Here is a 26438-nt window from a genome sequence, read left to right as displayed (position 1 = left end):
CAGCCTTTCTCGCTCATTGGATAACTATCGTAATAAATCGAATCTAAACGGCTATTTTACCCTGTTCTACGCGGAACATCTTGCCCTTTTCATCAACCATGTCGCCGACCTGATCGGCATTGACCGCACTGACAAACACCTGTGCACCGGTACTTTTCAACCGTTCGGCCAACAAACGGCGCCGACCGGCATCCAGCTCCGAGGCGAAATCATCGATCAGATAGAGGCATTGGCGGCCACTGTGACGCGTCAGGTATTCCCCCTGCGCCAAACGCAGGGCGCACATCAACAGCTTTAACTGGCCACGCGATAGCAGATCTTCGACCGGCGTCCCATCGGCACGAATACGAAAATCCGCCTTATGCGGCCCTAACGCGGTATAGGTGAGCGCGCGATCGCGCTCAAAGTGACGCTCCAGCAATTCGCCATACTCACTCTCTCGATCCCAGCCACGCATAAACGAGAAGGATAGTGCATACTCAGGCAAAAACTGGCTACATGTCGCCGCGATATCCTGCGCGATAGCCTCACTATAGGCCGCACGCAGGGCACTGACCTTATTGGCTAGCGGCACCAACTCCTGATCCCAGGGACGGATTTGGGCATAACGCGTCACTTGGCGTAACGCGGCGTTACGCTGTTTGAGAAGGCGGCGGAGATTGCTCCAGGCGGTAAAAAAATCTCCATCACCGTGGAAACAGCCCCAATCAAGGAAGGCTCGCCGATATTTGGGCCCCCCATTAAGCAACGTGAACCCTTCCGGCGTAATCAGCTGCATCGGCAGCATCTGTGCCAGCTCGGCCACCTTATGACCATCACTGCCATCGATGCGTACCTTACTGTCGCCCTGGCGATTCTTACTTAATCCCACCGCCCATTCTCGCTCGCCACCCGCATCGATCCGTCCATGTAAGATGAACGTGGCACAGTCATGACGGATCACTCTCCCAGCCTGCTGGCTGCGAAAGGCTCGACCATGTCCCAAAGTATAGATGGCCTCCAAGACACTGGTCTTGCCGCTACCATTGGCACCGACGAGGAAATTGAACCCGCTCGAGGGCGCCAGATCGGCACTCTCGATATTGCGAAAATCGCGGATCATCAGACGAGTCAACGCCATGCGCACCATCCCTCTGAGCACGGCGCCCCTCTCCTGCGAGGCGACACCGCCAACGTACGCACAATGTCAATGACCCACATGATCACAGACGCATCGGCATCACGACATAGACCGCCGCCTGGCTGGCGGCATCTTCGATCTGCACGCTGGATACCGCATCCGTCAACATCATCACCACACGCTCACACTTCAGCGCATTGAGGACATCCAGCACATAACTGACGTTGAACCCAATCTCCAGATCGCTGCCGGGATAATTGACATCCAGCAACTCTTCCGCCTCTTCCTGCTCGGGGTTATTCGCGGTGATCTTAAGCTGGTTATGACTGACATGCAGACGCACCCCACGGAATTTCTCGTTCGAGAGAATCGCCGCCCGGGCGAAGGCCTGCTTCAATTCATCACAGCCAGCTTCAAGCGTTTTATCGGGGTTTTTCGGTAATACGCGGCGATAATCTGGGAAACGACCGTCAACGAGCTTAGAGGTGAAGATGAAGCCACCGACGTGTGCTCGCAGGTTGTTGCTGCCGATCTGCAAGCGCAACGGCGTCTCACCCCCATCCAGGAGTCGCATCAGCTCGATGACCCCTTTACGCGGCACGATCACCGAATGGTGCGGCAGACTTTGACCGATAGGCATCGAACACACGGCCAGACGGTGGCCGTCTGTCGCCACGGTACGTAGCTCTTCTCCCTCGGTCTCGAACAACATACCGTTCAGATAGTAGCGTACATCCTGGTGGGCCATCGAGAATTGAGTGGCCTCGATCAGGCGCTTCAGGGTCGCCTGCGGTAGGGTAAACTCGACCTCACTCTGCCAGTCATCCAGATTGGGGAAGTCCGCCGCTGGCAATGTTGACAGGGAGAAACGACTACGCCCAGAGCGCACCAGCATGCGATCGCCATCCAGCGCTACCGAAATCTCGGCGCCGTCCGGCAAGCCGCGACAAATATCCAAAAACTTGCGCGCCGGTACGGTGGTCGCCCCCGCTTCATGGGGCTGTGACAGCGGCACTCGGGCCACCATCTCCATCTCCAGGTCAGTGCCGGTCAGCGACAGATGGCCATCTTCCACCTGCAGCAACAGGTTACCCAGGATCGGCAACGTAGGACGGCCGCCCAGCGGACTGCTCACCTGTTGCAACGGCTTGATAAGATGCTCACGCTCAACAATAAATTTCATATCGCTACGATGACTGTTAGGTAATTAGGATGACAACGTTCTGATTAGATTTGAAAAATCTTCTTTGATGTCGTGGCTCTCTTCCCGCAGTTGCTCGATCTTACGGCAGGCATGCAGTACCGTGGTATGGTCACGGCCACCAAAGGCATCCCCGATCTCCGGCAGACTGTGGTTGGTCAACTCCTTGGCCAAGGCCATCGCCATTTGACGTGGACGCGCGACCGAGCGGGAACGGCGCTTGGAAAGCAGATCCGCCACTTTAATTTTGTAATACTCCGCCACCGTCTTCTGAATGTTATCGATGGTGACCAGTTTTTCTTGCAGTGCTAGCAGATCTCGCAGCGCCTCACGCACAAAATCGATGGTGATCGCGCGTCCTGTGAAGTTAGCATTAGCAATCACGCGGTTCAGTGCACCTTCCAACTCGCGCACATTGGAACGCAGACGTTTGGCAATGAAGAACGCCACCTCACCCGGCAAGCGGATGTCGTTCTCGTCGGCCTTCTTCATCAAGATGGCGACGCGCGTCTCCAACTCCGGTGGCTCGATGGCGACCGTCAATCCCCAGCCGAAGCGGGATTTCAGACGATCCTCGACCCCATTAATCTCTTTAGGATAGCGGTCGGAGGTCAAGATGATCTGTTGATTGCCTTCCAGCAGCGCGTTGAAGGTATGGAAAAACTCCTCCTGCGAACGCTCTTTGTTGGCGAAAAACTGAATATCATCAATCAATAATGCGTCGACGGAGCGGTAGTAGCGCTTAAACTCTTCGATCGCGTTGTTCTGCAACGCTTTCACCATATCCTGTACGAAGCGCTCGGAATGCATGTAGACCACCTTAGCATTGGGCTTACGCGCCATGATGCCATTGCCCACAGCGTGTAACAGGTGAGTCTTACCTAAACCGGTGCCGCCATATAAGAACAGTGGATTGTAAGCCCCGCCTGGGTTATCCGCCACCTGACGCGCCGCCGCGCGCGCCAATTGGTTAGACTTACCCTCGACGAAGTTATCGAAGGTGTGCTTTGGATTCACATTCGAGCGGTAAGAGAGCTCAGGCTGCGCTGCCACGCGCTCCCAGCTCGGGCGAGTCGGGCTAGTGGCCCGTACGCTGGTGGGCGCCGGACTAGCGCCATTACCCACGTGATGGCTCACTACGCTCGGCGCCGCTGGCTTGCTGCCGACCTCGAAACGTAAAACAGGAGCGTCCGCACCGCAAAAATCGTTGAGTAGTCCATTGATATTATTTAAATATTTATCACGAACCCAATCGAGAACAAAGCGGTTGGGCGCATACAGCGCCAGCGTGTTGTCACTGAGCTCCGCCTGAAGAGGACGGATCCACATGCTGAATTCTGTGGCAGGTAACTCATCCTGCAATCGGGCAAGACACTGCTGCCAAAGCGAAAGTGACACGGCGGACTCCACTCGAACAAAGATAAATAAGAAATGATTAGGATACTCAGAGTTTTTTCATTACCGGAAGTGCAGTCGATAACCCGCGACACGCAATGCGTCCGGATCCCAACAGGGAGGCGGGGATCATAAACAGGTTACCCACAACTTGACCACTTCCTGGTCACCGCTTGCGCGGACTTTTCGCACAACCGCTTTCCCGTAGTGGGGATCGCGATCAGGATGGCGGATCATAGCCTAAACCACACAGAAGATCCTCTTCTTCTGCACAGAATCGATCCTTTTTATCCACAGTCCCTGACGAAACCAATGATGGATTATCTCTTTTTCTATCCACTATAGCGTTAGTAATGACACAAAGTAGGGAATTTCAGAGAAACCGTCGCGCGGCGACGCACCGATCCGAGGATCGACACAAGGATCACACTAAGATCCTTGCGCTTTGATAGGGAGTCCGTATAATTTGCCACCCACGCGTTACGCCTGCGTTCTGTTGCCGGAAACGCAGTATCCCAACCCTCCGGAAGGTTAGGTGTGACGGTGAGAGGCGGGTTTACCCGTCTGAGCTCAGGTGAGCTGCTTGGCATAAGTCAATTGACTCAGGACTGTACAATTATTACAATCCTGCCTCTTTAATATATGCGATTGAGGCGTCGGTCGTTCTCACGTCGAGTAGCCAAACGCGTTTACTGATCAGTAATTATTTAAAGTTTAGGTAGAAATCGCTATGAAACGCACTTTCCAACCGTCCGTATTGAAACGCAACCGTACCCACGGTTTCCGTGCTCGTATGGCAACCAAAAACGGCCGTCAGGTTCTTGCCCGTCGCCGCGCTAAAGGCCGCGCTCGTCTGACCGTAGCCGGTTAATTTAGCTGACCAGATTAGTGGTTAAGCTAAGTTTTCCTAGGGAGTTACGTTTGTTAACTCCCAATCACTTCAATTTCGTCTTCCAGCAACCGCAACGAGCCGGTACGCCCCAACTTACCATTCTCGGCCGTATGAACTCGCTGGGGTATCCCCGCATCGGTCTTACTGTCGCCAAAAAACATGTCAAACGCGCTCATGAGCGTAACCGCATCAAGCGTCTGACACGTGAAAGTTTCCGCTTGCGTCAGCATTCGCTGCCAGCCATGGACTTTGTGGTAATCGTCAAAAAGGGCGTTCAGGAACTCGATAATCGGGCGCTGACAGAGATGTTGGAAAAATTATGGCGTCGCCATTGTCGCCAGGTTCGCGCCTCCTGATTACGCTGATACGAGGTTATCAGCGTTTCATCAGTCCGCTACTTGGGCCACACTGTCGCTTCCATCCCACCTGCTCGCAATACGGAATTGAGGCATTGCGCAGGTTTGGAATGGTAAAAGGCAGTTGGTTGACACTGAAACGCGTATTAAAATGCCACCCTTTGAACCCAGGTGGCGATGATCCCGTGCCGCCGAAAACCAATAACAGAGAACATTAAGATGGATTCGCAACGTAATCTATTCCTCGTCGCTCTGCTGTTCGTGTCCTTCTTAATCTGGCAGGCCTGGCAGACGGACCACAATCCGCAGCCGGTTGCTCAGACAGCAGGACAGAGCGTCAGCGACGCCGCTAGCCAAGCAGTACCGGAAAGCGGCCAGGGTAAGCTTATTACGGTTAAGACCGATGTACTGGCTTTGACCATCAACACCCGCGGTGGTGACATCGAGCAGGCCGATCTGTTGGCCTATCCGGCTACTCTGGGCTCAAATACCCCATTCCAACTGCTGGAAACCACGCCACAGTTTATCTATCAGGCTCAGAGCGGTCTGACGGGTAAAAGTGGTCCGGACAATCCGGCCAATGGTCCGCGCCCGCTGTATAACGCGAACCAAACCAGCTATGAGATGCTGCCGGGACAGGATGAGTTACGTATTCCGTTGACTTATACCGCACCGAACGGCGTCGTCTATACCAAGACCTTCGTACTCAAGCGCAATGACTATGCCATCGCCGTTGACTACAAGGTGAAGAACGACAGCCACGAGGCGCTGGATCTGACCCTGTTCGGTCAGCTTAAGCAGTCTGTCGATCTGCCGAAACACCGCGATACCGGTAGCAGCAACTTTGCGCTGCACACCTTCCGCGGCGCGGCCTACTCCTCCAGCGATGACAAGTATCAGAAGTACAGCTTCAGCGATATCGAAGACAAGAACCTGAACGTGCAGACTAAAGGCGGCTGGGTCGCCATGCTGCAACAGTACTTCGCCACCGCGTGGATCCCGCATGACAGCGGCGTGAATACCTTCTATACCGCTAACCTAGGCAATGGCCAGGCAGCTATCGGTTACAAGGCACCGTCTGTCAGCGTCGCACCGAACACCGAACAGGTTCTCAGCACCACGTTGTGGGTCGGCCCTGAACTGCAAAGCGACATGGCTGCCGTGGCTCCACACCTCGATTTAACGGTGGATTACGGTTGGCTGTGGTTTATCTCTCAGCCGCTGTTCAAACTGCTGCAGCTGATCCACAGCTTCGTCGGTAACTGGGGCTTCGCGATCATCATCATCACCTTCATCGTACGCGGCATCATGTACCCGCTGACCAAGGCGCAGTACACCTCGATGGCCAAGATGCGTATGCTGCAACCCAAGTTGCAGGCGATGCGTGAGCGTATCGGTGACGACAAACAGCGCATGAGCCAAGAGATGATGGCGCTGTACAAGGCAGAGAAGGTTAACCCGCTGGGCGGCTGCTTCCCGCTGCTGATCCAGATGCCAATCTTCCTGGCCCTGTACTACATGCTGATGGGCTCTGTCGAGCTGCGTCAGGCGCCTTTTGCCCTGTGGATCCATGACTTGGCCGCGCCGAGCCCGTACTACATCCTGCCGATCCTGATGGGCGTGACCATGTTCTTCATCCAGAAGATGTCACCGACCACCGTCACCGATCCGATGCAGCAGAAGATCATGACCTTTATGCCGGTTATCTTTACTGTCTTCTTCCTGTGGTTCCCGTCCGGTCTGGTGCTGTACTATATCGTCAGCAACCTGGTAACCATCATCCAGCAGCAGCTGATCTACCGCGGTTTGGAAAAACGCGGTCTGCACAGCCGGGATAAGAAATAACCCGCGCTAACGCATGAGGTACCAGGGGGGCGGTCGGATGACCGCCCCTTTTTTCTTGTTTTCGTGCTCGCCATCTCGGGCATGCACTCAACGCCAAAAGAGAGAGAATATGATCACTCCATCCGACACCATCGTCGCCCAGGCTACCGCTCCGGGACGCGGCGGCGTAGGGATCCTGCGCGTCTCCGGCCCACAGGCTCAGGCCGTTGCCCAAGCACTCCTGGGTAAACTGCCTAAGCCGCGCTACGCCGACTACTTACCGTTTCGCGACCAGGACGGGACGTTGCTGGATCAGGGGATCGCCCTCTATTTTCCCGGACCGAACTCCTTCACCGGTGAAGATGTACTGGAGCTACAAGGCCACGGCGGCCCGGTGATCCTCGATCTGCTGTTGAAGCGTATCTTACAGCTGCCTGGGTTGCGTATCGCCCGCCCCGGCGAGTTCTCCGAACGCGCTTTCCTGAATGATAAGATGGATCTGGCGCAGGCTGAGGCGATCGCCGATCTGATCGATGCCAGCTCTGAGCAAGCGGCGCGCTCGGCGGTCAACTCGTTACAAGGGGTCTTTTCGGCACGCGTGAATCAACTGGTCGAGTCGCTGACTCACCTGCGGATCTACGTCGAGGCCGCCATCGACTTTCCCGATGAGGAGATTGACTTCCTCTCCGACGGTAAGATCGAGGCGCAGCTCAATGCGGTGATGCATGAACTGGCCGATGTTCGCGCCGAGGCGCGTCAGGGAAGTCTGCTACGCGAAGGCATGAAGGTGGTGATCGCCGGGCGGCCCAACGCCGGGAAATCCAGCCTACTCAACGCCCTGGCGGGGCGAGAGGCCGCCATCGTTACCGATATTGCCGGTACCACCCGCGATGTCCTGCGTGAACACATCCACATTGACGGTATGCCGTTGCATATCATCGATACCGCCGGCTTACGGGAGGCCAGCGACGAGGTGGAGCGCATCGGTATCGAACGTGCCTGGCAAGAGATCGAGCAGGCCGATCGGGTGCTGTTTATGGTCGACGGTACCACCACCGACGCCACCGATCCCGCCACTATCTGGCCCGATTTCATCGCGCGTCTGCCGGCTAGCCTGCCGATCACCGTGGTGCGCAATAAGGCCGATATGACCGGCGAACCGCTAGGGATCAGTTCGAGTCACGGCCACACGCTGGTGCGTCTGTCGGCCCGTACCGGGGCGGGTATCGATGTGCTACGCGATCACTTGAAGCAAAGCATGGGCTTTGAGACGCATCTTGAGGGGGGATTTCTGGCCCGTCGCCGCCACCTACAGGCGCTGGAGCAGGCCGCTATCCATCTCCAACAGGGTAAAGATCAGTTACTCGGTGCCATGGCCGGCGAGCTGCTCGCGGAAGAGTTACGCCTGGCCCAACAATCCCTCAGCGAGATCACCGGCGAGTTTACCTCCGACGATCTGTTGGGGCGCATCTTCACCAGCTTCTGCATTGGAAAATAATGTGGTGAAAAATCAGCAATAAAAAGTAGCCGGTGAGAACATAATGCATTGTAAATAATTGACTTTGTTTTTTACTGGCTATTCTTGCCTGATCTTGTTTCGTGAGAATTTACCCCGAGAGTCCCCAAAGTAACCTCTCGGGGGACTTTCGGGGGACACTCATGAAGATCAGCATCGAATACCGCGAACCTGACGCCGAAGGCAAGCGCGCTCTGCGCTTAACCTATTACGCCGGCTCCTACCTTGAACCAACTACGGGCATCCGCAAGCACAAACGCAGCAGAGAGCCCCTGGATCTCTTCCTATACGACAAGCCGCGTACCCCAGCACAGCGGCTCCACAACAAAGAAACCCAGCGAGCAGCCGAAGCCATCCGCGCCAAGCGACTCTTCGAGTACGAGACTGGTAAACACCATCTGGATTTCTCGAACGCCTACAAGGCCAGCTTCTTCGAGTACTTCCAAGAGGTTACAGACCAAAAAGCGGCAGGCAGCAAGAGCAACCATTCCATCTGGATATCAGCCCTCAAGCATTTACGCCAGTACCATAAGCTGCCGGAGCTGACTTTCGAGGAAGTAGATCAGCTGTTCCTGGAGGGTTTTCGGCATTACCTGATGCACAAGGCCCGCACCAAAAGCGGCACACCACTGAGCCGCAACACCCAGAGTGCCTATTTCAACAAGTTAAGGGCGGCCCTGAACCAGGCTGAGCAGGAACGGCTGCTACCGGATAATCCGGTACGACGTGTCAAAGCTATCCAGGGGGAGAAGAACAAACGGGTTTATCTGACCGAAGACGAGGTACGAGCCCTGGCCCAGGCCGAGTGCCGGTACGACGTTCTTAAGCGCGCCTTTCTGTTCTCTTGTTGCACTGGCTTACGCTGGTCCGACATTCACAAGCTGACCTGGGCCGAGCTGGAGCCCTTCTATGGCCATTACCGTATCGTCTTCACCCAGAAAAAGACCAGCGGCCTGCAATACCTGGATTTGAATGACATGGCGATGCAGCTGATGGGGCGCCCAGGCAAGGCAACAGAGCGGATCTTCAAGGGCCTCAAGTACTCGGCTTGGCAAAACATGGAGCTCACCCGGTGGGCGTTGCAGGCGGGTATAACCAAGAAGGTAACCTTCCACAGCGCGCGTCATACCTTCGCCGTCATCCAGCTTAACCGCGGCGTCGATATCTATGCCCTCTCCCGCTTGCTGGGGCACAGCGAGCTGAGAACTACCGAGATCTACGCCGACATTCTTGAATCGCGGCGCCGAGATGCCATGCTCGATTTCCCCAATGTCTTGGGGTGATAGAAGCACCCTCGACGAGATCATGGCCAGGAAGAGCCAACAAATAGGCCAGCGCAACTATGCGCTGGCCTAGATTATTTTAGATAATATAGATCGGATTTCAGGATCGCCCTGTAGCCCAAGCGGTAACTGGGTTTCACTGAATTGGCTTGTGACCGTTATCGTGATAGTGCAGGCCGGCCGATGGTAAACCGCCCCTTGGCATGTTCGCAGATAGACCAGCCCAAAGCAGTCAGCTCATCCAATGCCTTGCGAACTCGTGATTGCCGCTTGCGATGGATGGCCGTGCTGACCTCATCGGGAAAGGCATAAGCGACCAAGGTGTCTAACTGCACTGCCCTTTTCTGACCACAATCCACCCAGGCACATAGCCGCTGATGCAACAACCGAGCGATGCTGCCATTCAAGTGCCGAACTTCTGTCATGTCGATACGAACATGGCGACCATTACCCATAATGGCGTAGGTCAGCAAGGGATTAAGCGCCACAAAAAGTCCATCAGTCTGAGTGTCACTGACATAGTTCGCCAATAAGCGAAATCCGCTACGCTGGCCAGCCACCTTTGCGATTACCGACACCTTCCACAATCGCTCGATACAGCAACGTACAGTATTGGTATCCCGAGGATTGGCGTATCCAATCTCCTTGGCCAGTTTGCGCAGGCTGCTTCTGACCACCAATACCCTTTGCTGGTTGGCAGCCCAACGAAGATCCAGAAGATCTCGCAATATCGTCCCAGTTTCGCTCACTGCAACTGGCTCAATCTCGTTACTTTGTGACTCAAGTCCAGCCATGGCAACCAACCCCTGAAGCACACGGAGGTCATCTGCACCCAACGGCTCAGGCCCGGAGAACTCGATCTGATTGCCACCACCGAAACGGTAAATCACCTCCAGCTTGTCACGGCGGCGTTGGCCATGCGAGATCGCCCTAAACAACCCGGGAGCAAGGCAGTGCATATGGTCGTGCCGGGCATGAGTCAATTCAAAGCAAGGCACGTTTGCCCCCAGCCCAGCGTATTTCGTCCAAACCAGCGGGGTACAGCACGCCACCTTCCTTCCGCTCCAGCCATCGCTCCGGTAGTGGCGGCCCATAATTGCTTTTGCTTACCCCAAACCGCACGTAAAGCTGGCTCTTCTCTACCGATACGCCCAGCTTCTGCGCCTCTTTCTTGGTCATAGTGGCGAGATAGGCCTGCCAGCGAATGTTGTCCACCAGTACCGACGAACCACGGCTTGCCTGCTGCTGATCGCCAGCTTCTTGGAATACCGCAGATTTACTGGTGTGGTGTACAAACAGCACAGCGCATCCCAGCCCCATGGCCAGCCGTTCCAACTGACCTAGTACCTGCGTCATGGCACAGGCCGTATTCTCGTCGGCATCGTGGAAGCGCCTCAAAGTATCGATGACAATCAACCTCACCCCTTCAGCCCAAATAGCAATCGCTTCCCACCAGTGGCTATCCAGCACATTCGGACTGGCCCCCTGAAGCGATATCAAACGAAGGTCTCGTTCAACGTTGGCACGAAGTTCAGCATCAAGACCTCTGCCCAAGACAAACAAGCGCTGGTGCAGTACAGGCCAAGGGTCCTCAGCAGGCAGGTAGAGCACAGCTCCCCTGCCCAGCTTGCCAAGTTTAATCCAATCCGGCCCACCGGCGATCTGTATTGCCAGTTGCAATGCCAACATCGACTTGCCCACTCCTCCCGGTGACACCAAAGCACCAACGCAGCCCACCGGCAGCCCCGGGAGGACAAAATCGAGGGGTTTCGGAGGTTCAACAAAAGCCGATCGGAGGTCCTGAGGCCTGTGAGATGCTATGAGATCTCGTTCCATAACAGCCTCACAACCGCCCATAACTAGCTTGCCGTACACGCTTGGTCACATGCTCAGTGAGTTCGGCGTCCGGTGAAATGCGGTGGGAGAGCAGCCAGTCCAGCAGCTCAACGCGTTTGAAGTAGATCTTTTTGCCTTGTGGCTTGTAATGCGGCAGACGCTTTTCACTGGTCAGCCGGTACACATAGCTGACAGAAACCCCCAGTAACTCGGCGCACTCCTCGGCAGAAAGCACCTCTTTTTGCGCCTGTCGTTGCTGGATTACCAGCTGCTTAAGCTCATAAAGCTCTTTCAGAATTGACCCGTTAGGATCGCTGTAAACTGATGGATTTTGCTCACGCATGCAGATGATCTCCCTGTAACAAACATCAACATGCAAGAGCGTACCGAGGACCTAACGAAATCCTCGTCGCTGTAGTTGTCCAATTTAGGCACCAAGAGCGTTTTCTACGGAGGAAAACTTTCACATGTGAAAGTTTGTGTAAGCATCTAAGCACAGTTTCGTTTCCCTAAGTCCGCAGTACCCTAAAGGGCTTGTCTATAACTGGCCTAAATACAATGCCTTCCTGGTCCACCGTGGCGCTCCGACTTTCTGGATAGATGAGCACGCCATCAGGCACTGGCACAACACTCCGCAGAGCCACAAACGAGGCCAAACCCACCTCTACAGCGACCTGGCTATCACCACCACTTTGATGGTTCAGGCCATCTTCAACCTCAGCCTGCGTCAGACGGAAGGCTTCATCAATGCCTTGTTCCAGCGGATGGGGCTGGACCTCACTAGCCCGGACTACAGCAGTATCAGCAAGCGGACCAAGACCCTGATGGTGGATATTCGCCGCCCCAAGAGGCCGGTCGCCCACCTGATATTCGATGCCACAGGCCTCAAAGTCTACGGCGAAGGGGGGTGGAGGATCTGGATTTGACCCCATAGGTCCAGACACTTTTTCCCGCTTAGGGTTGTGATACCCGACTGCGCAGAAATTCCCGGAGTGAACGGTATCCCAAGGTGCTGTGCGGCTGGTGTTCGTTATAATGCTCAAACGCGATGGCCAAATTGCCTACCGCTATTCGGCTATCTGGTTTCGGCATCATCTCGATATAGTCTCACTTCATCGTCTTGACGAAGCTCTCCGCTATACCGTTGCTCTGTGGGCTTCTCACCGCAGTCGTTCTGGGCTCCAACCCGATTTCTCGTGCAAACGCGCGGGTCTCATGGGCTCGATACGCCGAGCCATTATCAGTCAGCCACTCTACCGGTGATGCCGGCAACGAATCCCCGAAGCGACGTTCGACAGACCTCAGCATGACATCTTGCACCGTGTCACTGTCGTAACCCCCGGTACTGGCAGCCCAATCCAAGGTTTCCCTGTCACAGCAGGCCATGGCGAACGTGACTCGTAGTTTTTCACCGTTATCGCAGCGAAACTCGAAGCCATCTGAGCACCAACGTCGATTGCTCTCTTTGACGGCAACACACCCCTTATGTGCCCGCTGGGTCAATGGTGCAGCCGGTTTTCTTTCCAGCAGCAGTCCATGATCGAGCATGACGCGATATACCCGTTTGGCGTTTACCACAGGCTGTCGTGTTGCCTCTGACTGACGCCGTAACAGCGCCCAGACTCGGCGATAGCCATAGGAGGGAAGCTCAGCTATCGCCTCCATGATCCGGCCAAGTAAGGCAGCATCATCATGCTGGCGATGATGACGAGCATCTTGCCAACCTGGTTTTCGATGAACACGAACGGATAGCTGCGCACGCGATACATTAAGGGCCTGGCTCACAGCACTTAATCGTCGTCCCCCGGCAACAAGGGCGCATGCGCAATCCATTTTTTTGCTCGACCATACTCCACGGCTTCTTTGAGGATCTCGTTCTCCATGGTCTTCTTCCCGAGCAGACGCTGGAGCTTTCGGATCTGCTTGATGGCAGCAGCCAACTCGGAGGCTGGAACAACATCCTCACCGGCGGTGATCGCCGTGAGAGACCCTTCCTGGAATTGCTTACGCCATTTGAAAAGCTGGTTGGCGTTGACGTCGTGCAAGCGAGCGACATGAGAGACGGTTATTCCGGGCTCAAAGGTCTGCCGCACGATGGAGATCTTTTCCTGCGGAGTCCGGCGTCGACGGCGCTCAGCCCCTGTTAACACTTCGACCATCTTCTCGTTGCGACTAGTACTGAACATAGTTCCAAGACTACCTCTTAAGTTAAGAGGGGCGAAGTGTCTGGATCTTCAAGGGGCCAATCTAGGATCCGCAAGCACGGCAAGGAAAAACGGCGTACCAGGGGCAAGCTACACCTGGGCGTGGATGGCCAATCCCATCATCTCATCTGTGCCAAAGTCTCCTTGGAGAATGTCGGTGACAACGCAGTGCTGGGCCTGATGTTGCGGCCACTGCGGCGCCAGATAGGGATTGTCTACGGCGACGGCGCCTACGACAGCCGGCAATGCTATGAAGATATAGCCAAAAAAGGCGCTGCCGCCCGCATCCCATTAAGAAAAAATGCCGGGCAGTGGGAAGAAGGTCATCCCCGTGATGAGGCGGTTGAAGCCTTCAAAGCGGGACGCTTAAGCGAGTGGAAAGCAGCCAATGGCTACCATCAGCGTTCAATCGGCGAGACGGCGATGTGGTGATTCAAACAGCTGACGGACAACCTGCTGCGACTGCGCAACTACAACGGTCAGGTCGGCGAAGCGTTGGCACGGGTCGCGGCGTTGAACAAAATGACTGCCTTGGGCATGCCCGTCAGCGAAATAGTGTGCTGATCCCGAATGGGGTTGGGGCTCGCCGACCTCATGGATGAATTGTTCAACAAGGCCCACGAATACCAGTCTGAACCATAATCAATTTCCCCATGGCTCGCTAAGCTTACCAACTATGTCTCTCCGGGATAGAACCGTAGCGCAGCGCTCCCAGAGATGGGCATCGGGATCAAGGGTTCCGCGATACTTCACCGAGAATGCATCTTGCGCATTTTTCCGCTCGTGCATATATTCATTCATGCGGTTGTTGAGCTCTTCTTCGTTATCGATCCAGTCGTCATCAATCGTATCTGGCAGACTGCCAAAAATGTCATACGTATCGCGCAAACGTTCCGACAAAACGTTATAAACTTTCTCATCCTGCGTTTCGCTATAAACAAGATTGAGCATATCTACAAATTTACGCGTCTGACCAAAACGCTTGATTCGCCCAAGGCGCTGCTCTAAACGGGATGGGTTCCAAGGAAGGTCGATATTGATGAGCGTACCCAACGTTTGCAGGTTCAAGCCCTCGCAAGCAGCATCCGTTGCTACGACTAATCGAATCTCGCGTGTCTTCACAGCGGCCTTAATTACTTCGCGCTCAACATTGTTGAACTGCTCGCCTCTGAATAACCCACTTTTGCCAACGCCTGCGTAAACAGCTATTACTTCGCCCTTTAGAGACTTGGCCAGCTCTTTTGCTATCCACTCTGCCGTGTCGTAATACTGACTAAAAATAATACAGCCATGTTCCAGCCAGGTTTTTCCATCAGTGCGGAATTCCGTTAAAAACCACTTCACTGTATTTAGTTTTGAATCTACGGCTTCAGGACGCGAAAGCTGTTTTTCAATCTCTCTTAAACAAGCGACTTCCGCAGGAGTCATTTCCGAGAGTACGTGCTCAACATCCTCAACCACATCTTCGTCTTCGTCAGAAACAGTATGCTTCAGCATCTTCTGGGCAGTTTTTAAGCCCGACGCAAAGCTTGAGCAGATCCGTTGCAACATCAAAGACTTCATGAAGCCTGCGGATCGTGTACGAGACTGAAGGAGCTTGTTGAACTCTTCAGCTTTTTCGTAAGCAACCTGGAATGGCGTATTGGTCGGAATGCCAAGTCCTACAAACCGCGACTGATACTGGACTAGGTTTCGTGTTATTGGGTGTGTGTTTACCCCAACTCGTTCCAACAGACCATCATCTTCAAGCTGCTTACGCTTGCGTAGTACCGTGTGACGTAGGACAGGATTGTTCTCTTTAAAGAAACTTGGTGTCATGCATTCTGAAAGCCATAGGCTCTGAATCATATAGTCGAGGTTTTCGAAGTGATGCGAACAGCCAAAAGATTTGCTATCAATCGTCAGGTAATCCCGTATTTGCTGAACGATATGGTGTTCATTGCCCGGAGGTAATGGGTTGCTTAACCAATGCCAAACTTCAGCTTCAGATGTTACCTTAGCCCTGCCGGTGATCATAGGAATCGCTTGTTCATGGTCATGCCATGGCGATAGCACATCGCCTAATACAAACTCCGCTCCCGAGTTCAAAATACCCAGCAAATCCCATAACTCTCGAACATCAGTTTGAATCGGTGTCGCAGTACCTAATATTAGATGCCGCGTACGCCTGCCGATCTGCTGCATAAAAGCCATGAGATTGTTAGGTTCAGAATCTTGGTCACCTAGGCCCCCACGGGCACGGGCTTTATGCGCCTCATCGAGAATGACGGTGCCAAAACGATTCTTCAGAAGCATTCCAGCTTCTTTAACAAAGTCAGCCTTCTCCCGCTGATGCATAATCAGTCCGGTAGAGACAATGGCAATTCGATAGGGGCATTTTTTAATGGAAGAAGCATCACCTCGGGGTGAAAGTATTTGCCCCTCCACACCCAACCAAACCTTCTTCTGTGAGGACCACACCGCAGTGGGCACGCCAAGCTTGTCCATCATCTCAATTTGCCACTGAATCGTGAGCGTCGAAGGTGCCAATATCAGAACAGGGCCATCATCTAACAAAGCACTGACTAGTGCACTGGTTGCCATGGATAGCGTTTTACCAACACCCACCTCATCAGCCAATAGCAGGCGAGCCTTGCCATAGATCTCCCTATGTTCCAGAAACATAGTCACAAACGAGCGTTGCCAAGGCTGTAATTGCTCCCCTCCGCGGTAAATAGGCGCTTCAGCCATAGCCGCCGCAGGAACTTCCTCTGGTTTTAAAACCTCAATTGTGACTTCACACCGGTTGGCTACTCGGTTGATTTCGGACAATATTGCTTCGGGTAGTGGCACTCCATCATTCCAGAGCGCCCAAAATTCTTTCTCTACCCAATCAGCACTTTCTTCATCATCATCTTGCCAAACCAGCTCGTAATTATGAGCGAACGCGCTTTTGGATTCATTCACTGAGCCAATGAAAGACTTACGGCTACCATCTGCATAATGAATCGAGCCCGCTTTTCCGTGAAGGAATAACCGCTCTCTGGGGACTACGCGAATCTCAACATTTCCCGATAGCAATAGCTGATCCAGAATCTGATAGCGTTCCTTTTTCAGAAGCGCCTCAGCTTCTACATCCACCTCATTCCAGCGCTCTTTAAGAGCTGTATTCCTACCTGTAGCTACCTGAAAGTCAGCCAGCTCAAGCTCAGAGTTGCAGATGATCTTAACTTCTGGGATTTTTGCAATCTCTTCGCCGACCAGCTCAAAAATGGAGCTTCTGAAATAGCCTGCGATGCGGAAGTATTTGGCAGCCCCTTTTAATGATTCAGCCAGGAATTCCGTATCCAATCTTTCTGTGCGAGAAGAAAAACGCCGAATAGCCATCAATTACAGCCTCTGGTTTCGAATAGCTTCCGCAAGAACACGCGCACAGCTAGCTTCCTGCTCTGGGCTGAACGTTTTGGTGCCTTTTAAACCCTCACGCTTTTCAGCCAAGTAATCCGCTATTTTGGCAAGCAGTTGCTTGTTAGGAAGGTAGTTCGGGCAGTTCTCCATAAGATGCAAAAGCACATCGTCTACTTCAACTTCTTTTGAAAGCTCAAATAAGGCATAGAGCAGCGCCCGCAGCGGTGTGCCTGCCATTTCAGCATCACCGACCATCATGGCGCTTCTGAACTCAGTCGATAGTTTAAGCCGCGCAGAGTTGGCCTTTGAGGCATCACTCATGAGTTGATCAAAATGGTGAACCTTGAACGCTTTGGCGAAATTTTGATAGTTATCCAAGGTTTTTTCGCCTTGGTGCTCCATTTCTGCCATTTTCAGGTAGAAGCGCTCAACCGATTGGAGCTTCTGCCATTCGCCTTTCTCAAAACCAACAGGCACCAAAAACTGAACGGCAGTTTGCACCGCAAAATCAATCAATTCATCGACAAACGTTTTTTTACCTTTTTGGCGCGGAGCTTCGGCTTCAGTCACCATGTCTTTACCGTCGATACACGAATAAGCCGTTAATACTTTCAACGCGGCTGCATAACCAGCCATTTGCAGGTCTGCATCGGTGTAAAGGCCTTCAGCACCTTGTGCGCGAACCTTTTTGTCTAATCCAATTAACGATTCAACTTGTTCTTTAACGGCTTCTTCGATTTCCCAGCCCAAATCATCACGAAAGGTTTCTAGTGCTTGATGACGCTTACGCAAAATCAGAATGATGGTGCCTTTTACGTTAGAGCCTCCACGCAATGCTGAGTCAGTTTCAGTCACTACGTACCACGCTGCCGTCACCTGCAAGCCGCTGGCCCAGATAATATTAGCCATGTCCGCCCAAATGGCACCGCTTTGATGGGTAAACATCAGCACCTGCAAGCCATTGTCTGGCATCTTCTGCGCCATCTTTCGATAGGCCGCGACCATACCTGCGCGGAAGCTGTCGTCCTCCCCCTTAATAGCAATAGCTCGTCTACTATCCCAAATCCAGTGGGCAAACTCCTTTGGCGGATTTTTTCGTAACCAAGCAATAAAAAACTCTGTAATCTCTTCATACTTAACCGCATCTCCATACGGAGGGTCAGTTACGTATATATCATTTTCTACTTCTATATTATGCGCCGGATGACAGTTTACGAACGCTTTAGCTGGTAACGGAAAGCTATAGGTTTTCTCTAGCAGATATTTAGAAGCAAAAGAGAATGGTCTTACTCCATAGTTGTAAAAAGTATTTAGAGCCTGATTGTAGAATGTTTGCGAGATTGATTCGCGCGCAGCACCAGTTCCGTACCGACATAGTTTTGTGGACCAATCTAACAGCCTACTGAATGATACATATAGCTGCTCTGAAAATTCTGGGTCCGCTAGGAGCGTCTTTTTTATGATCCCTAACATCAAAAGTTGCCTAGGAGCAAACAAATGATGCCAATATGTCCAGCCTCGTTCTCTTATTGGTTGATCTGTGTTATATCCCCTCTCGATTACCATATCTGGTATGAAACCATTTTCCTGCCATTCATTAAAATGAGAAGCAACATAGTCAACGACCTTAGATTCTCGCTTTAGATCATCATTAGTAACTGATCGAAACTCGGTTTCAAGGCGGGATTTTCCATCGATCATTTTTTCCCACTGAACGCAGTAAAGGCGTTCTTGAAAAATATCATCTTTTCTTGGGATAAAATCACTTCTTTCCCATTTCCGAAGAAATGATGTAGTAATTCTACCGACACGAACATCACCACGGATACTGCTAATTTTTGATCTATAATGTTGTCCCGGATTGGGGCTGTGAATCAAATAACCATCATTAACAGTTGGATTATCCAGCACCTCCATTTCATTCTTATTTTTGCAGTACTTAACCTCAATCTCATACCGCTTTTCCGATTCAACTGGAATTAATCTAACAACTACAAACTTGCTAGCGCTAACTACAAGTGTCGGAAGAACCGGAACCGCCCAGCCACTTTCTGGACAAATTACTTCAACACAATAAAGGTATGCCTTTGCTCTCCAGCCTCGACCATCAACCTCAACTTCAAGCTCATCAATTTCTTTCTGAACTCTTTCAACCAATTTTGCTTGAGCCGCCGCAAAACCTGATTTGCTGTTCGCTTGCGCGCCGACGATATTGAAACTCCCCCACGTCAAAAGGCATGCCATGGGATTTAAATCAGAGGCATATACATTGCAACCGAGTCGAGCGGCTTCAAAAGGAATTTGTCCAGAGCCAGCAAATACGTCTGCAACCTTTGGCCTATGACCAAAACGTGCTATTCCCATTTGCTCTACTAACCCAGGAATCGAGTTTGCGGAGGTTCCTAAGTGAGAATTAACTCTGTTCCAGATAAGAGCAAAAAGTGAATCTCCAACTTCCTCCGCACGCTTTCCTGCGCGAACTTGATCATTAAAAGGAAGTACTAAGTAATCCCCAACATCCTCCCGTTTTGAAGCAGGTAAATTTTCTTCAATTCGCCTTTGCATTGATTCAGGGTCCATACCCATAAGAAGCTCAAAGATTTCTAAATCTTTTAAGCGATTCTCGGTCACTGGAAGCAGAGAACCTAAAATGCAAGCCTTGTTCAAGACTAGAGGTTTGCGACCTTTCCAATAACTACCTAATGCTACTAAAGTCTTGCTTTGAACGGCGCTCTGCTCTTTAAAACTTTCAGCAGATAATTTTTGCACAGGAAAGAGGTGCTCAATCAGAGCCGGCTTGTCTTTCCATTCAAACGGTTGTAATGCCATTAAAACTCTCCCTTTTCCATAAATCCAAACAGATCCTGGGGTTCGTCTTCAGCTTGAATCTTTTTAGACTTTGGCTTCCTTTTGGTTTCCAATTTAATATTGGCTCCATCCGATAGCGCACAGTAAATCGCTTTACGCCAGCCGCGCTGCATTTGATCGTCTCGACCCGCTTCGGCAGCGGTTTTACTATAAAGCCACCATCTTTCTTCTGGGCGCAGAGCCAACCACTTTTGGCAAATCACTAGACATTCGTCAGGAGAGGCATGTTCAGCAGCCCAGCCAAGCACGCACAACTCACGCCCAAGAAAGCGGTCGAGCTTTACTTTTCCGGTAGACCAGGTACCAGAACCTTGTTTTTTCACTTTTAGGCGAGCATTGAAATCTCGGCGAGCATCATCGCGAATCTTGGTCCATAGCTCCCTTGCCAAAATCAGGCGGCGCTCTACCGTTTCCCTGCGGGCTTCATCACCATCGAAGCCATAGTCCTCATAAATCACTACGGCATCTCGGGGTGCTGCGGGAATTTCTACATAAAAGTGATGCATGCCAAAATCAGACGGTGCACCGAAGTCAACTGTTTTACTCATCGTTGCTCGACCTCACCGGTTCCAATTTCAATTCCTAATTGCTTGGTAAATTGCTCCAAATCATGACCTGTCTTCGTATATACTTTCTTAAAAGTCATCACTACAGGTGCTTCAGGACTAAGAATACTTTGTAAATGAGCCAAAGCCGTTTCAACAAATTGAGCGCTTATTTTCATCTCACCCAAAGATAAATGAATCACTTTTGGAGCAGACCCAACCATTAGACTTACTTGCTCAAACTCTATGCCCTTTTCCTGCGCAATTTTTAGGCCTTCATAGGTTTTGGTTGAGCTGTCCATTCGTTTTGGAGAGGGGCTCACTAAGATCGCGGGCTTATCTTTTACAATGGGAATCTCTTTGGAACCCGACTCCGCAAAAGTGAAGTTACGCTTCTCTTCTAATCCATCACATTCAGCAAAAACATAAACCGTAGTTTCCTGATCGGATAACTGAATTGGTCCATTGTATGACTCACCGTTTCTGGCTTCTGAGCCATCGAGGGTGAACTTTATGTTTCCTTTTGGGGCTACAAACAACTCTACGGTTCTAGCAATTTCATCAAACCGATTGCGAATGGTTAGTCGATTTTTCCATGTTGTAGGAGTCCCTGTGAGATTTTTTCCAGTTGGATCAACGGCAAGGAATTGAACACGCAAAGCTTTGGTTGCCAGAATATTTTCCCCTAAAACGGGACTATTTTCTGAAACTTCACCATCCTCCGCATAATGTATCCTAGGGCAGTTTCCTGCATTGGCAACATCTATCTTCAAACGTACAGTTCCAGAATCATCAGGTGATGAGTCCTCACTTACAATCACTTCTGTTGTTTTTGGCTTAGGCTTTTTGGTGATATATCCATTTCCAAGATCTTCCCAAACACCTCTCTGATAAGCTTCTATTGAAAGTTGCTCAAAACCTTTGCTTGGTAGCCATGGCATCTGTGTCTTTTGCTTCATTTTATCAAGCAAATCGGTTTTACGAGCTTCATCCTGAGGTCCAAATAGCAATGACTCAGATCTTGCTCTCAACGCATCAAAGTTTTCTGTGATTTGCGTATATAGTTTGATTGGGTCAGACGTCAACGTCTTGATTATTTGTCGTTCGCCATTGTAAGACTCATTTGATGGATAGGTACTATCTAACGCCTTTGAGCGCAGCAAATCTTGCCCGCCACCATTACCAGGGAACAATACTTTATCGAAAACAGTAAGAACTGTCGTTTGAAAGTCCTGCTCATATTGGGCTTTCTTTTCATCCAGCTCTTTACGTTGAGGATGAGAGGTTGGAATCTCATTATCGGCCTTTGTAACTGCATAAACATGACGTGCGGCTTTTTCAATACTTGCAATTGATGACTTATCACCAGTTAAAACAAGTATATTGTTTTTATTAATTAAGCTTCTAAAGAAATTTGCTACAAACCCTGGTGGATTTTTTCCATCTGGACTTATGATTAATAGTGCTCTTGAAGACTTCAATGCTGCTTCTGCATCATCCATTTCAGGAAGTGGCAACACTTTTTCGTAAGCCTCCTTTGTAACTGGACGATACATTTCTTCGAGGCGGAAACTAATCAACTCCCGGACTTTATTCTCTGGGGCTTTATCTGCATAACCTTGAAGCTTCTTGGTTAGGTTTTCTTGATGGCTAAAATAATTTCTGCCTTCTTGAGTTTGATGTAGATACCATGCTGACTTGGCTAATTCTGCAAATGCAGCTCTGTAATCACTCCCTTGATGATTAGGATCAATCAAGCACTCAAGCATTTCGCTCTCAGTTAAACCTTTAACCGAATTTACAGCTGTTGATAGGCTTGCCGTTAGCAAAATTGTACCCACTTGCTTGGCATAGTGGGTGCCGCTATTTAAATCAATAATTTGTGCATGTGCACTATCGGTTGAATCCCAAAGATCTCGTGCGATAACATCTCGCATCTCAGATATTTCAGCCAATTTTTCTCTAACATCGTGGATTGAAAGATCAAAGTGTTGAGCTCCAATTAAATATACGTCCTCGTCACTTTCCCAAACGGATTTCAACAATCGGGAAACTAACTCCATCAAACCCCGCGTTTGTTTGAATTTTTCATTCTCTTTGAAGAGTGCAACTATGCTTTTGAAGCTAGGATGGAAAGGATATGTTGATTCAATGTCATTTGCTAAAGCCTCAGCACTTCGCTCAACAGTTTTGGCTTTAGCTGCTTCAGCAAGTCTTGTTGCGTAAACAGAGGCGATCTCAGAAATTTCACTTTTATCAGGAAGAGCTAAAAACAAGCGCTTTCTTAGAATTTCATAAATTTCATTTGACTCCAGATTTACAGGCGTAATTGAAACCTCTGCACGCCCAAGTTCTTGTGTAGCATCATCTAAAGCTCGTTGAATCAGCTTGCCCCCTGTGTCGTAGGCGGCTTCAAGGTCTGACACGACAATACACACATTCTTTTTCTTCTGTGCAGCTGTCAGCATATTGGAGAAAGCCCGTGTAACTACATCTGCAATGGTTCCTTGCCCAAGTACTTGGGTGCTGTAGTAATGAAAGTAAGGAGGCATCTCATCCAATAAAATAAGAATAGGTTCATCCCCATCAAATAGGTTAACCCAAGCTTGTTCGTCTGGTGCCTTGGCACCAGATTCCCAGTACTCCCGGAATACACCTTCTCTACCTAACTGGTGCGCTATTTCGCCCCAGAAATAAGTGTGGGGATTATTACGCCCGTTGAAGGCGGCTATTTTGGCTGAACCATAATCAGACTGGTATGGCATTGCGCCTATGTGACTATTGCGAAGCGCAGCGTCTTTGGCCAATAAACCAAAGCCGACCATCAAGTGGGTTTTACCACCACCCATTGCTTGCTTGAGGTGGAAGACAGTGTCATTTGATTTTCCAGCTAAACGGGCCATACCCTTGGCGAGCAATGTTTTAAAACCATCAGTGATGAAGGTCTTTTTAAAGTACTCTTGGCCATTGGTGTCGTTGATTATTTGATCAAGCTGCTCGATTTGATCGCCGACATTGATTTCCAATGCCTTCGGCTGCAACTGGCATGCATTACGTACGGTTTTCATTACACTGCTCCTAAATCTGCTTTTTTATTCTTGATCACTGCTTTCGCCAGCCTTGCCATCGCGTACCCAGCCATCTACTTCATCCTTTTTAAATTTCCAAAGACGTCCAATCTTGTGTGCAGGCATACCTTTCTCTGCAATCTACTTGTATACCGTGTCTCGCTTAATGCCGAGGTAATCTGCAATTTCATCAACGGATAACCATCTGTCTTCCATTTTGGACTCCATTCTGGTCGTTTTTTAGGCAACAAACCTTGAGGAACACCCATCTATAGGGCTATATCCTAACAAACAGGGTGTAAACTTGTCAGGATTCCAGAACTCCAACTTTGTCACGAACGAACAAAATAAACATTTTCAACAAGTTGATTGAACACTAAGGCCTTCGGTGCCATGCTGGAATTATGTTCAGTGATGGAGTAACCCGATGGATGCGTTCAGTTGGGGGATGGTAGGCTTGCTGGCCTTCTTCACGCTTGTCTTCGTGTGGAGTCTGTATAGCTACAAGGCGCATGCAAAAGAGAGACACCATGAAACCGATCGCTGATATCGCCCTCATGGCGGTGGTTGCGCTGGGCTTGATAGCACTTGGCAACACGCTGTTCGCTTGGCTACTGATCTGTCTGCCGCTGGTGTATGGTGCTGGCCAATACTGGCATGAGCCACCAGGCGCCCCATCACGGCCAGGTTGCAGTTAATGGCTCTTGCCGCCCTCACCTGCTGGCACTGGCCCGCCGGGCTGTTCACAGCGCTGAGCATCGCACTTATCTGGACAGCGAAAACCCTCAAGGCAACCCCGCGTCCAAAGCGTAAGGGTGGGCCAGTCATCAAAAATGGCTACTTCCGGAGCTAACTGCGCGCCTCCTTGGCCACACTGGCGATAAGGTACCTTGAGCAACCAAGCATCTCCTGAATCGCGGAATAACTGTGGCCTGTCACCAACAGCCTAGCGATGTGCTGACGCTTCTTCTCATCCTTGGTATTTCCCTTCATCCCTGGCCTTGGCAATACCCTGCTGCTGCCTGCGACGGCGATCTTCATAGTCTTTACGAGCGACGGCTGCGAGCATATCCAACAGCATGCCATTTACAGCCTGCAAGATGGCGCTGGTGAACTCGGCGCGGCTGTTCCCCTGTAATGCCACCCAGGAAGTCGGAAGCCCTGGCCGTGCCAGCGTAGCCCCGGATTCGTTCTCTAACCCGACCTGAATAGCGTTGGCACGCTCCTGACTAAAATATGGAGAACGTGATGATGACTGAGTTCAAACGTACCCAACGTGATTATCCTCTATCCTTTAAGATAGCCGTGCTATAGCCGGTTCAAAATATATTAAAAACTCACCTAAAAAGCGGCTTTGACTGCGTGTGGGGGCCTCGCATTGATTGATATGGGGAGGCTGCACGATTGATAATGGACTATGTGGGAACGCTGCACGATAGCAGGAACCCGTGAGCGGCCTCTCAATATGCTGTTTTAGTTACTTGTACCCCAAGCGGCCCACGAAAAGCCACTAACAAATTGAAGATAATAGATTATTTACATTCTGCATCGGCAAATAAGTGAGAGGGCGGCGGGGTGATTAACCCCGCCAAGTTCAGCCTAAGCGCTTCTGATGGCGTTCACGGTTATCGGCCTTACGCCGCTCGCTCTTACGCAGTAGGACATATAGGGCACCGCTACCGCCGTGACGCCGCTCGGCACTGTGTAGCGCCATCACCGCGGGGATCTGCGGTAGCCAGGCGCTGACATAACTCTTCAGCAGCGCCTGGGGCTGGCTACGCTCCCCCTTACCATGCAACACCAGTACGGTGCGGATGTCGCGAGCTAAACAGTCCGCGATAAACTGTAGTAAGGCGCTCCGGGCCTCGTTCAGGGTATGACGATGCAAATCCAGTACCGCCTGCAACGCATATTTTCCCAGGCGTAGCTTACGGTAGACCCCCTCCTGGATCCCGTCGCGTTTAAACCCCACCAGATCGTGGGGGCGTAACATCTCGACGCCCTCCAGCGAGAGATAATCCGACGACGCCGTCGATACCTGCTGCGCCGCCGCACGCCGGGCGAGCTGAGCCTCGCTCGGTGCGCTCTGCAAGGTAAGCTGTACCCGATCGGAGAGTAAAGGCTTCACCCCGACCATCGCCTGATGAAACAGCACATCGTGCTCCATCACGTCCTCTTCCTGACTCATCGCTTAGTCTCCACGCGTGAGGGTTGATCCTGAACCACCGTCAGACAACGCCGATACACTCGACGGGCCGCCTGCGTCAAGGCGAACAACAGCAGTCCACACAGCAACAACTCCACACTGACACGCCAGGTGATACCTTGCTCAGCCAACGTTGCCGCCAGGTAACTATACACCCAGGTTCCCGGCAACAACGTTAAGAACGATATCAGGGTATAACGCCAGAAGCCGATATCCGTCAGCCCATAGGCATAGTTCTGGATGTTATAGGGGAACAAGGGGACTAAGCGGGTAAAGATCAAAAAATCGACGCCATAGGCATCGATTCCGCGGGCGATACGTTGAAACAGGGGACGATCGCCGAAACGTGACAATAACCACTCACGTCCTAAATGACGGGCCAACAAGAAGGCACAGGCCGACGCCAATGTCGCGGCCAACAAGGAGAGCAATGTGCCCCAGAAGGCGCCAAACAGCAGCGCCGCCGCGATCACCAAGGCGCTGCCCGGAAACAGTAACAGCGAGGCAACGACGAAAAGTAGCACATAGCCGATCGCCCCATAACAAAATCCGAATGCACCGAGCAGTTGACGCAGCGCCGCCAGATCCGAACACAACGCGCGTAATGGCGTACACGCGAGGCCGACCACCAGCAATATCAACGCGGCCCAGGCGAACCCGCGCTTACCCCTTCTTTTCCATCATCATGACCTCTCAGTTCACACTCGCGACAGCCAACTGACGCAAATCAGTGCGCT

23 protein-coding genes and 2 pseudogenes are annotated in these 26438 nt (G+C 51.5%); 9 read left to right on the top strand and 16 right to left on the bottom strand.

Annotated features, from left to right (window positions below; genetic code table 11):
- Positions 1–43: 43 nt before the first annotated feature.
- The 3 genes from recF to dnaA form a co-directional block, all read right to left on the bottom strand.
- Positions 44–1120 (bottom strand): DNA replication/repair protein RecF, encoded by a 1077-nt coding sequence (gene recF / locus DCL27_RS16850; protein ID WP_035596349.1) that lies wholly within the window; start codon positions 1118–1120, stop codon positions 44–46.
- Between the two features lie 82 nt (positions 1121–1202).
- The gene (gene dnaN, locus DCL27_RS16845) at positions 1203–2303 is read right to left on the bottom strand and encodes a DNA polymerase III subunit beta (protein ID WP_005291121.1); all 1101 of its coding nucleotides are present in this window, start codon (positions 2301–2303) and stop codon (positions 1203–1205) included.
- Positions 2304–2327: 24 nt separating this feature from the next.
- Positions 2328–3719 (bottom strand): chromosomal replication initiator protein DnaA, encoded by a 1392-nt coding sequence (dnaA, locus tag DCL27_RS16840; RefSeq protein WP_097364257.1) that lies wholly within the window; start codon positions 3717–3719, stop codon positions 2328–2330.
- 727 nt (positions 3720–4446) lie between these two features.
- On the opposite strand from dnaA, the gene rpmH reads away from it, so the two are divergent.
- The 6 genes from rpmH (at position 4447) to DCL27_RS16810 (ending at position 9587) form a co-directional block, all read left to right on the top strand.
- Positions 4447–4587 carry a 50S ribosomal protein L34 gene (gene rpmH / locus DCL27_RS16835; protein WP_005291132.1) on the top strand — a complete coding sequence of 47 codons (141 nt, stop codon included), beginning with the start codon at positions 4447–4449 and terminating at the stop codon, positions 4585–4587.
- A gap of 17 nt (positions 4588–4604) precedes the next feature.
- The gene (gene rnpA / locus DCL27_RS16830; RefSeq protein ID WP_005295677.1) at positions 4605–4964 is read left to right on the top strand and encodes a ribonuclease P protein component; all 360 of its coding nucleotides are present in this window, start codon (positions 4605–4607) and stop codon (positions 4962–4964) included.
- Positions 4928–5182: a membrane protein insertion efficiency factor YidD gene (gene yidD, locus DCL27_RS16825; protein WP_071523913.1), complete on the top strand. Its 255-nt coding sequence runs from the start codon at positions 4928–4930 to the stop codon at positions 5180–5182. The genes rnpA and yidD overlap by 37 nt, the downstream gene beginning before the upstream one ends.
- A gap of 1 nt (position 5183) precedes the next feature.
- A complete protein-coding gene (gene yidC / locus DCL27_RS16820; RefSeq protein WP_228594452.1) occupies positions 5184–6809 on the top strand; it encodes a membrane protein insertase YidC in 1626 nt (541 codons plus the stop codon).
- A gap of 112 nt (positions 6810–6921) precedes the next feature.
- Positions 6922–8286: a tRNA uridine-5-carboxymethylaminomethyl(34) synthesis GTPase MnmE gene (gene mnmE / locus DCL27_RS16815; protein ID WP_035596352.1), complete on the top strand. Its 1365-nt coding sequence runs from the start codon at positions 6922–6924 to the stop codon at positions 8284–8286.
- A gap of 161 nt (positions 8287–8447) precedes the next feature.
- Positions 8448–9587 carry a site-specific integrase gene (locus DCL27_RS16810; RefSeq protein ID WP_035596294.1) on the top strand — a complete coding sequence of 380 codons (1140 nt, stop codon included), beginning with the start codon at positions 8448–8450 and terminating at the stop codon, positions 9585–9587.
- A 158-nt stretch (positions 9588–9745) separates the two neighbouring features.
- On the opposite strand, the gene repC is transcribed toward DCL27_RS16810, so the two are convergent.
- The 3 genes from repC to DCL27_RS16795 are packed head-to-tail and all read right to left on the bottom strand — an operon-like array spanning position 9746 to position 11766.
- Positions 9746–10585: a replication protein C, IncQ-type gene (repC, locus tag DCL27_RS16805; protein WP_035596295.1), complete on the bottom strand. Its 840-nt coding sequence runs from the start codon at positions 10583–10585 to the stop codon at positions 9746–9748.
- Positions 10572–11423 carry a helicase RepA family protein gene (locus DCL27_RS16800; RefSeq protein ID WP_071526324.1) on the bottom strand — a complete coding sequence of 284 codons (852 nt, stop codon included), beginning with the start codon at positions 11421–11423 and terminating at the stop codon, positions 10572–10574. Before DCL27_RS16800 ends, repC begins: the two co-directional genes overlap by 14 nt.
- Positions 11424–11430: 7 nt before the next feature.
- Entirely contained in the window at positions 11431–11766 is a 336-nt protein-coding gene (locus tag DCL27_RS16795; RefSeq protein WP_035596298.1) for a helix-turn-helix domain-containing protein, read from the bottom strand.
- A gap of 223 nt (positions 11767–11989) precedes the next feature.
- On the opposite strand from DCL27_RS16795, the gene DCL27_RS16790 reads away from it, so the two are divergent.
- Positions 11990–12349, top strand: coding sequence for a transposase (locus tag DCL27_RS16790; protein ID WP_080582812.1), 360 nt, complete (start codon positions 11990–11992; stop codon positions 12347–12349).
- A 28-nt stretch (positions 12350–12377) separates the two neighbouring features.
- Here the strand turns inward: DCL27_RS16790 and DCL27_RS16785 are convergent.
- A pseudogene (locus tag DCL27_RS16785) lies at positions 12378–13582 on the bottom strand (IS3 family transposase).
- Between the two features lie 63 nt (positions 13583–13645).
- On the opposite strand from DCL27_RS16785, the gene DCL27_RS16780 reads away from it, so the two are divergent.
- Complete coding sequence (locus DCL27_RS16780; protein WP_071526323.1) at positions 13646–14059, top strand: transposase; 414 nt, start codon at positions 13646–13648, stop codon at positions 14057–14059.
- Positions 14060–14269: 210 nt separating this feature from the next.
- Here the strand turns inward: DCL27_RS16780 and DCL27_RS16775 are convergent, their stop codons facing one another.
- Genes DCL27_RS16775 through DCL27_RS17870 form a run of 5 tightly spaced genes read right to left on the bottom strand, consistent with a single transcriptional unit; the run spans position 14270 to position 23636 of the window.
- Positions 14270–16993 (bottom strand): phospholipase D-like domain-containing anti-phage protein, encoded by a 2724-nt coding sequence (locus DCL27_RS16775; RefSeq protein ID WP_035596312.1) that lies wholly within the window; start codon positions 16991–16993, stop codon positions 14270–14272.
- A 3-nt stretch (positions 16994–16996) separates the two neighbouring features.
- The gene (locus DCL27_RS16770) at positions 16997–19843 is read right to left on the bottom strand and encodes an anti-phage-associated DUF1156 domain-containing protein (protein WP_035596314.1); all 2847 of its coding nucleotides are present in this window, start codon (positions 19841–19843) and stop codon (positions 16997–16999) included.
- Complete coding sequence (locus DCL27_RS16765; protein ID WP_035596317.1) at positions 19843–20430, bottom strand: anti-phage-associated DUF3780 domain-containing protein; 588 nt, start codon at positions 20428–20430, stop codon at positions 19843–19845. The genes DCL27_RS16770 and DCL27_RS16765 overlap by 1 nt, the downstream gene beginning before the upstream one ends.
- On the bottom strand, positions 20427–23495 hold the full coding sequence (locus tag DCL27_RS16760; protein WP_035596320.1) for an anti-phage-associated DUF499 domain-containing protein: 3069 nt from the start codon (positions 23493–23495) through the stop codon (positions 20427–20429). Before DCL27_RS16760 ends, DCL27_RS16765 begins: the two co-directional genes overlap by 4 nt.
- 24 nt (positions 23496–23519) lie before the next feature.
- Complete coding sequence (locus tag DCL27_RS17870) at positions 23520–23636, bottom strand: excisionase family DNA-binding protein (RefSeq protein ID WP_445224729.1); 117 nt, start codon at positions 23634–23636, stop codon at positions 23520–23522.
- A 389-nt stretch (positions 23637–24025) separates the two neighbouring features.
- Between DCL27_RS17870 and DCL27_RS16750 the strand changes: the two genes are divergently transcribed.
- Positions 24026–24193: a hypothetical protein gene (locus tag DCL27_RS16750; RefSeq protein WP_223931164.1), complete on the top strand. Its 168-nt coding sequence runs from the start codon at positions 24026–24028 to the stop codon at positions 24191–24193.
- Between the two features lie 151 nt (positions 24194–24344).
- Here DCL27_RS16750 and DCL27_RS17865 read toward each other — a convergent pair whose 3' ends face one another.
- The 4 genes and pseudogenes from DCL27_RS17865 to DCL27_RS16735 form a co-directional block, all read right to left on the bottom strand.
- Complete coding sequence (locus DCL27_RS17865) at positions 24345–24488, bottom strand: helix-turn-helix domain-containing protein (RefSeq protein ID WP_445224728.1); 144 nt, start codon at positions 24486–24488, stop codon at positions 24345–24347.
- A pseudogene (locus tag DCL27_RS17860) lies at positions 24469–24654 on the bottom strand (recombinase family protein); the annotation flags it as partial. The gene DCL27_RS17865 and the pseudogene DCL27_RS17860, both read right to left, overlap by 20 nt.
- Before the next feature lie 435 nt (positions 24655–25089).
- Positions 25090–25683 carry a DNA endonuclease SmrA gene (gene smrA / locus DCL27_RS16740; RefSeq protein ID WP_035596324.1) on the bottom strand — a complete coding sequence of 198 codons (594 nt, stop codon included), beginning with the start codon at positions 25681–25683 and terminating at the stop codon, positions 25090–25092.
- Entirely contained in the window at positions 25680–26336 is a 657-nt protein-coding gene (locus DCL27_RS16735) for a TVP38/TMEM64 family protein (RefSeq protein WP_374189234.1), read from the bottom strand. Before DCL27_RS16735 ends, smrA begins: the two co-directional genes overlap by 4 nt.
- Positions 26337–26438: the final 102 nt, after the last annotated feature.

The organism is Edwardsiella tarda ATCC 15947 = NBRC 105688 (assembly GCF_003113495.2).
Taxonomy (GTDB): Bacteria; Pseudomonadota; Gammaproteobacteria; order Enterobacterales; family Enterobacteriaceae; genus Edwardsiella; species Edwardsiella tarda.
Note: the sequence above shows the minus strand (reverse complement) of the source record. Positions and strands in the feature narration are given on the sequence as shown.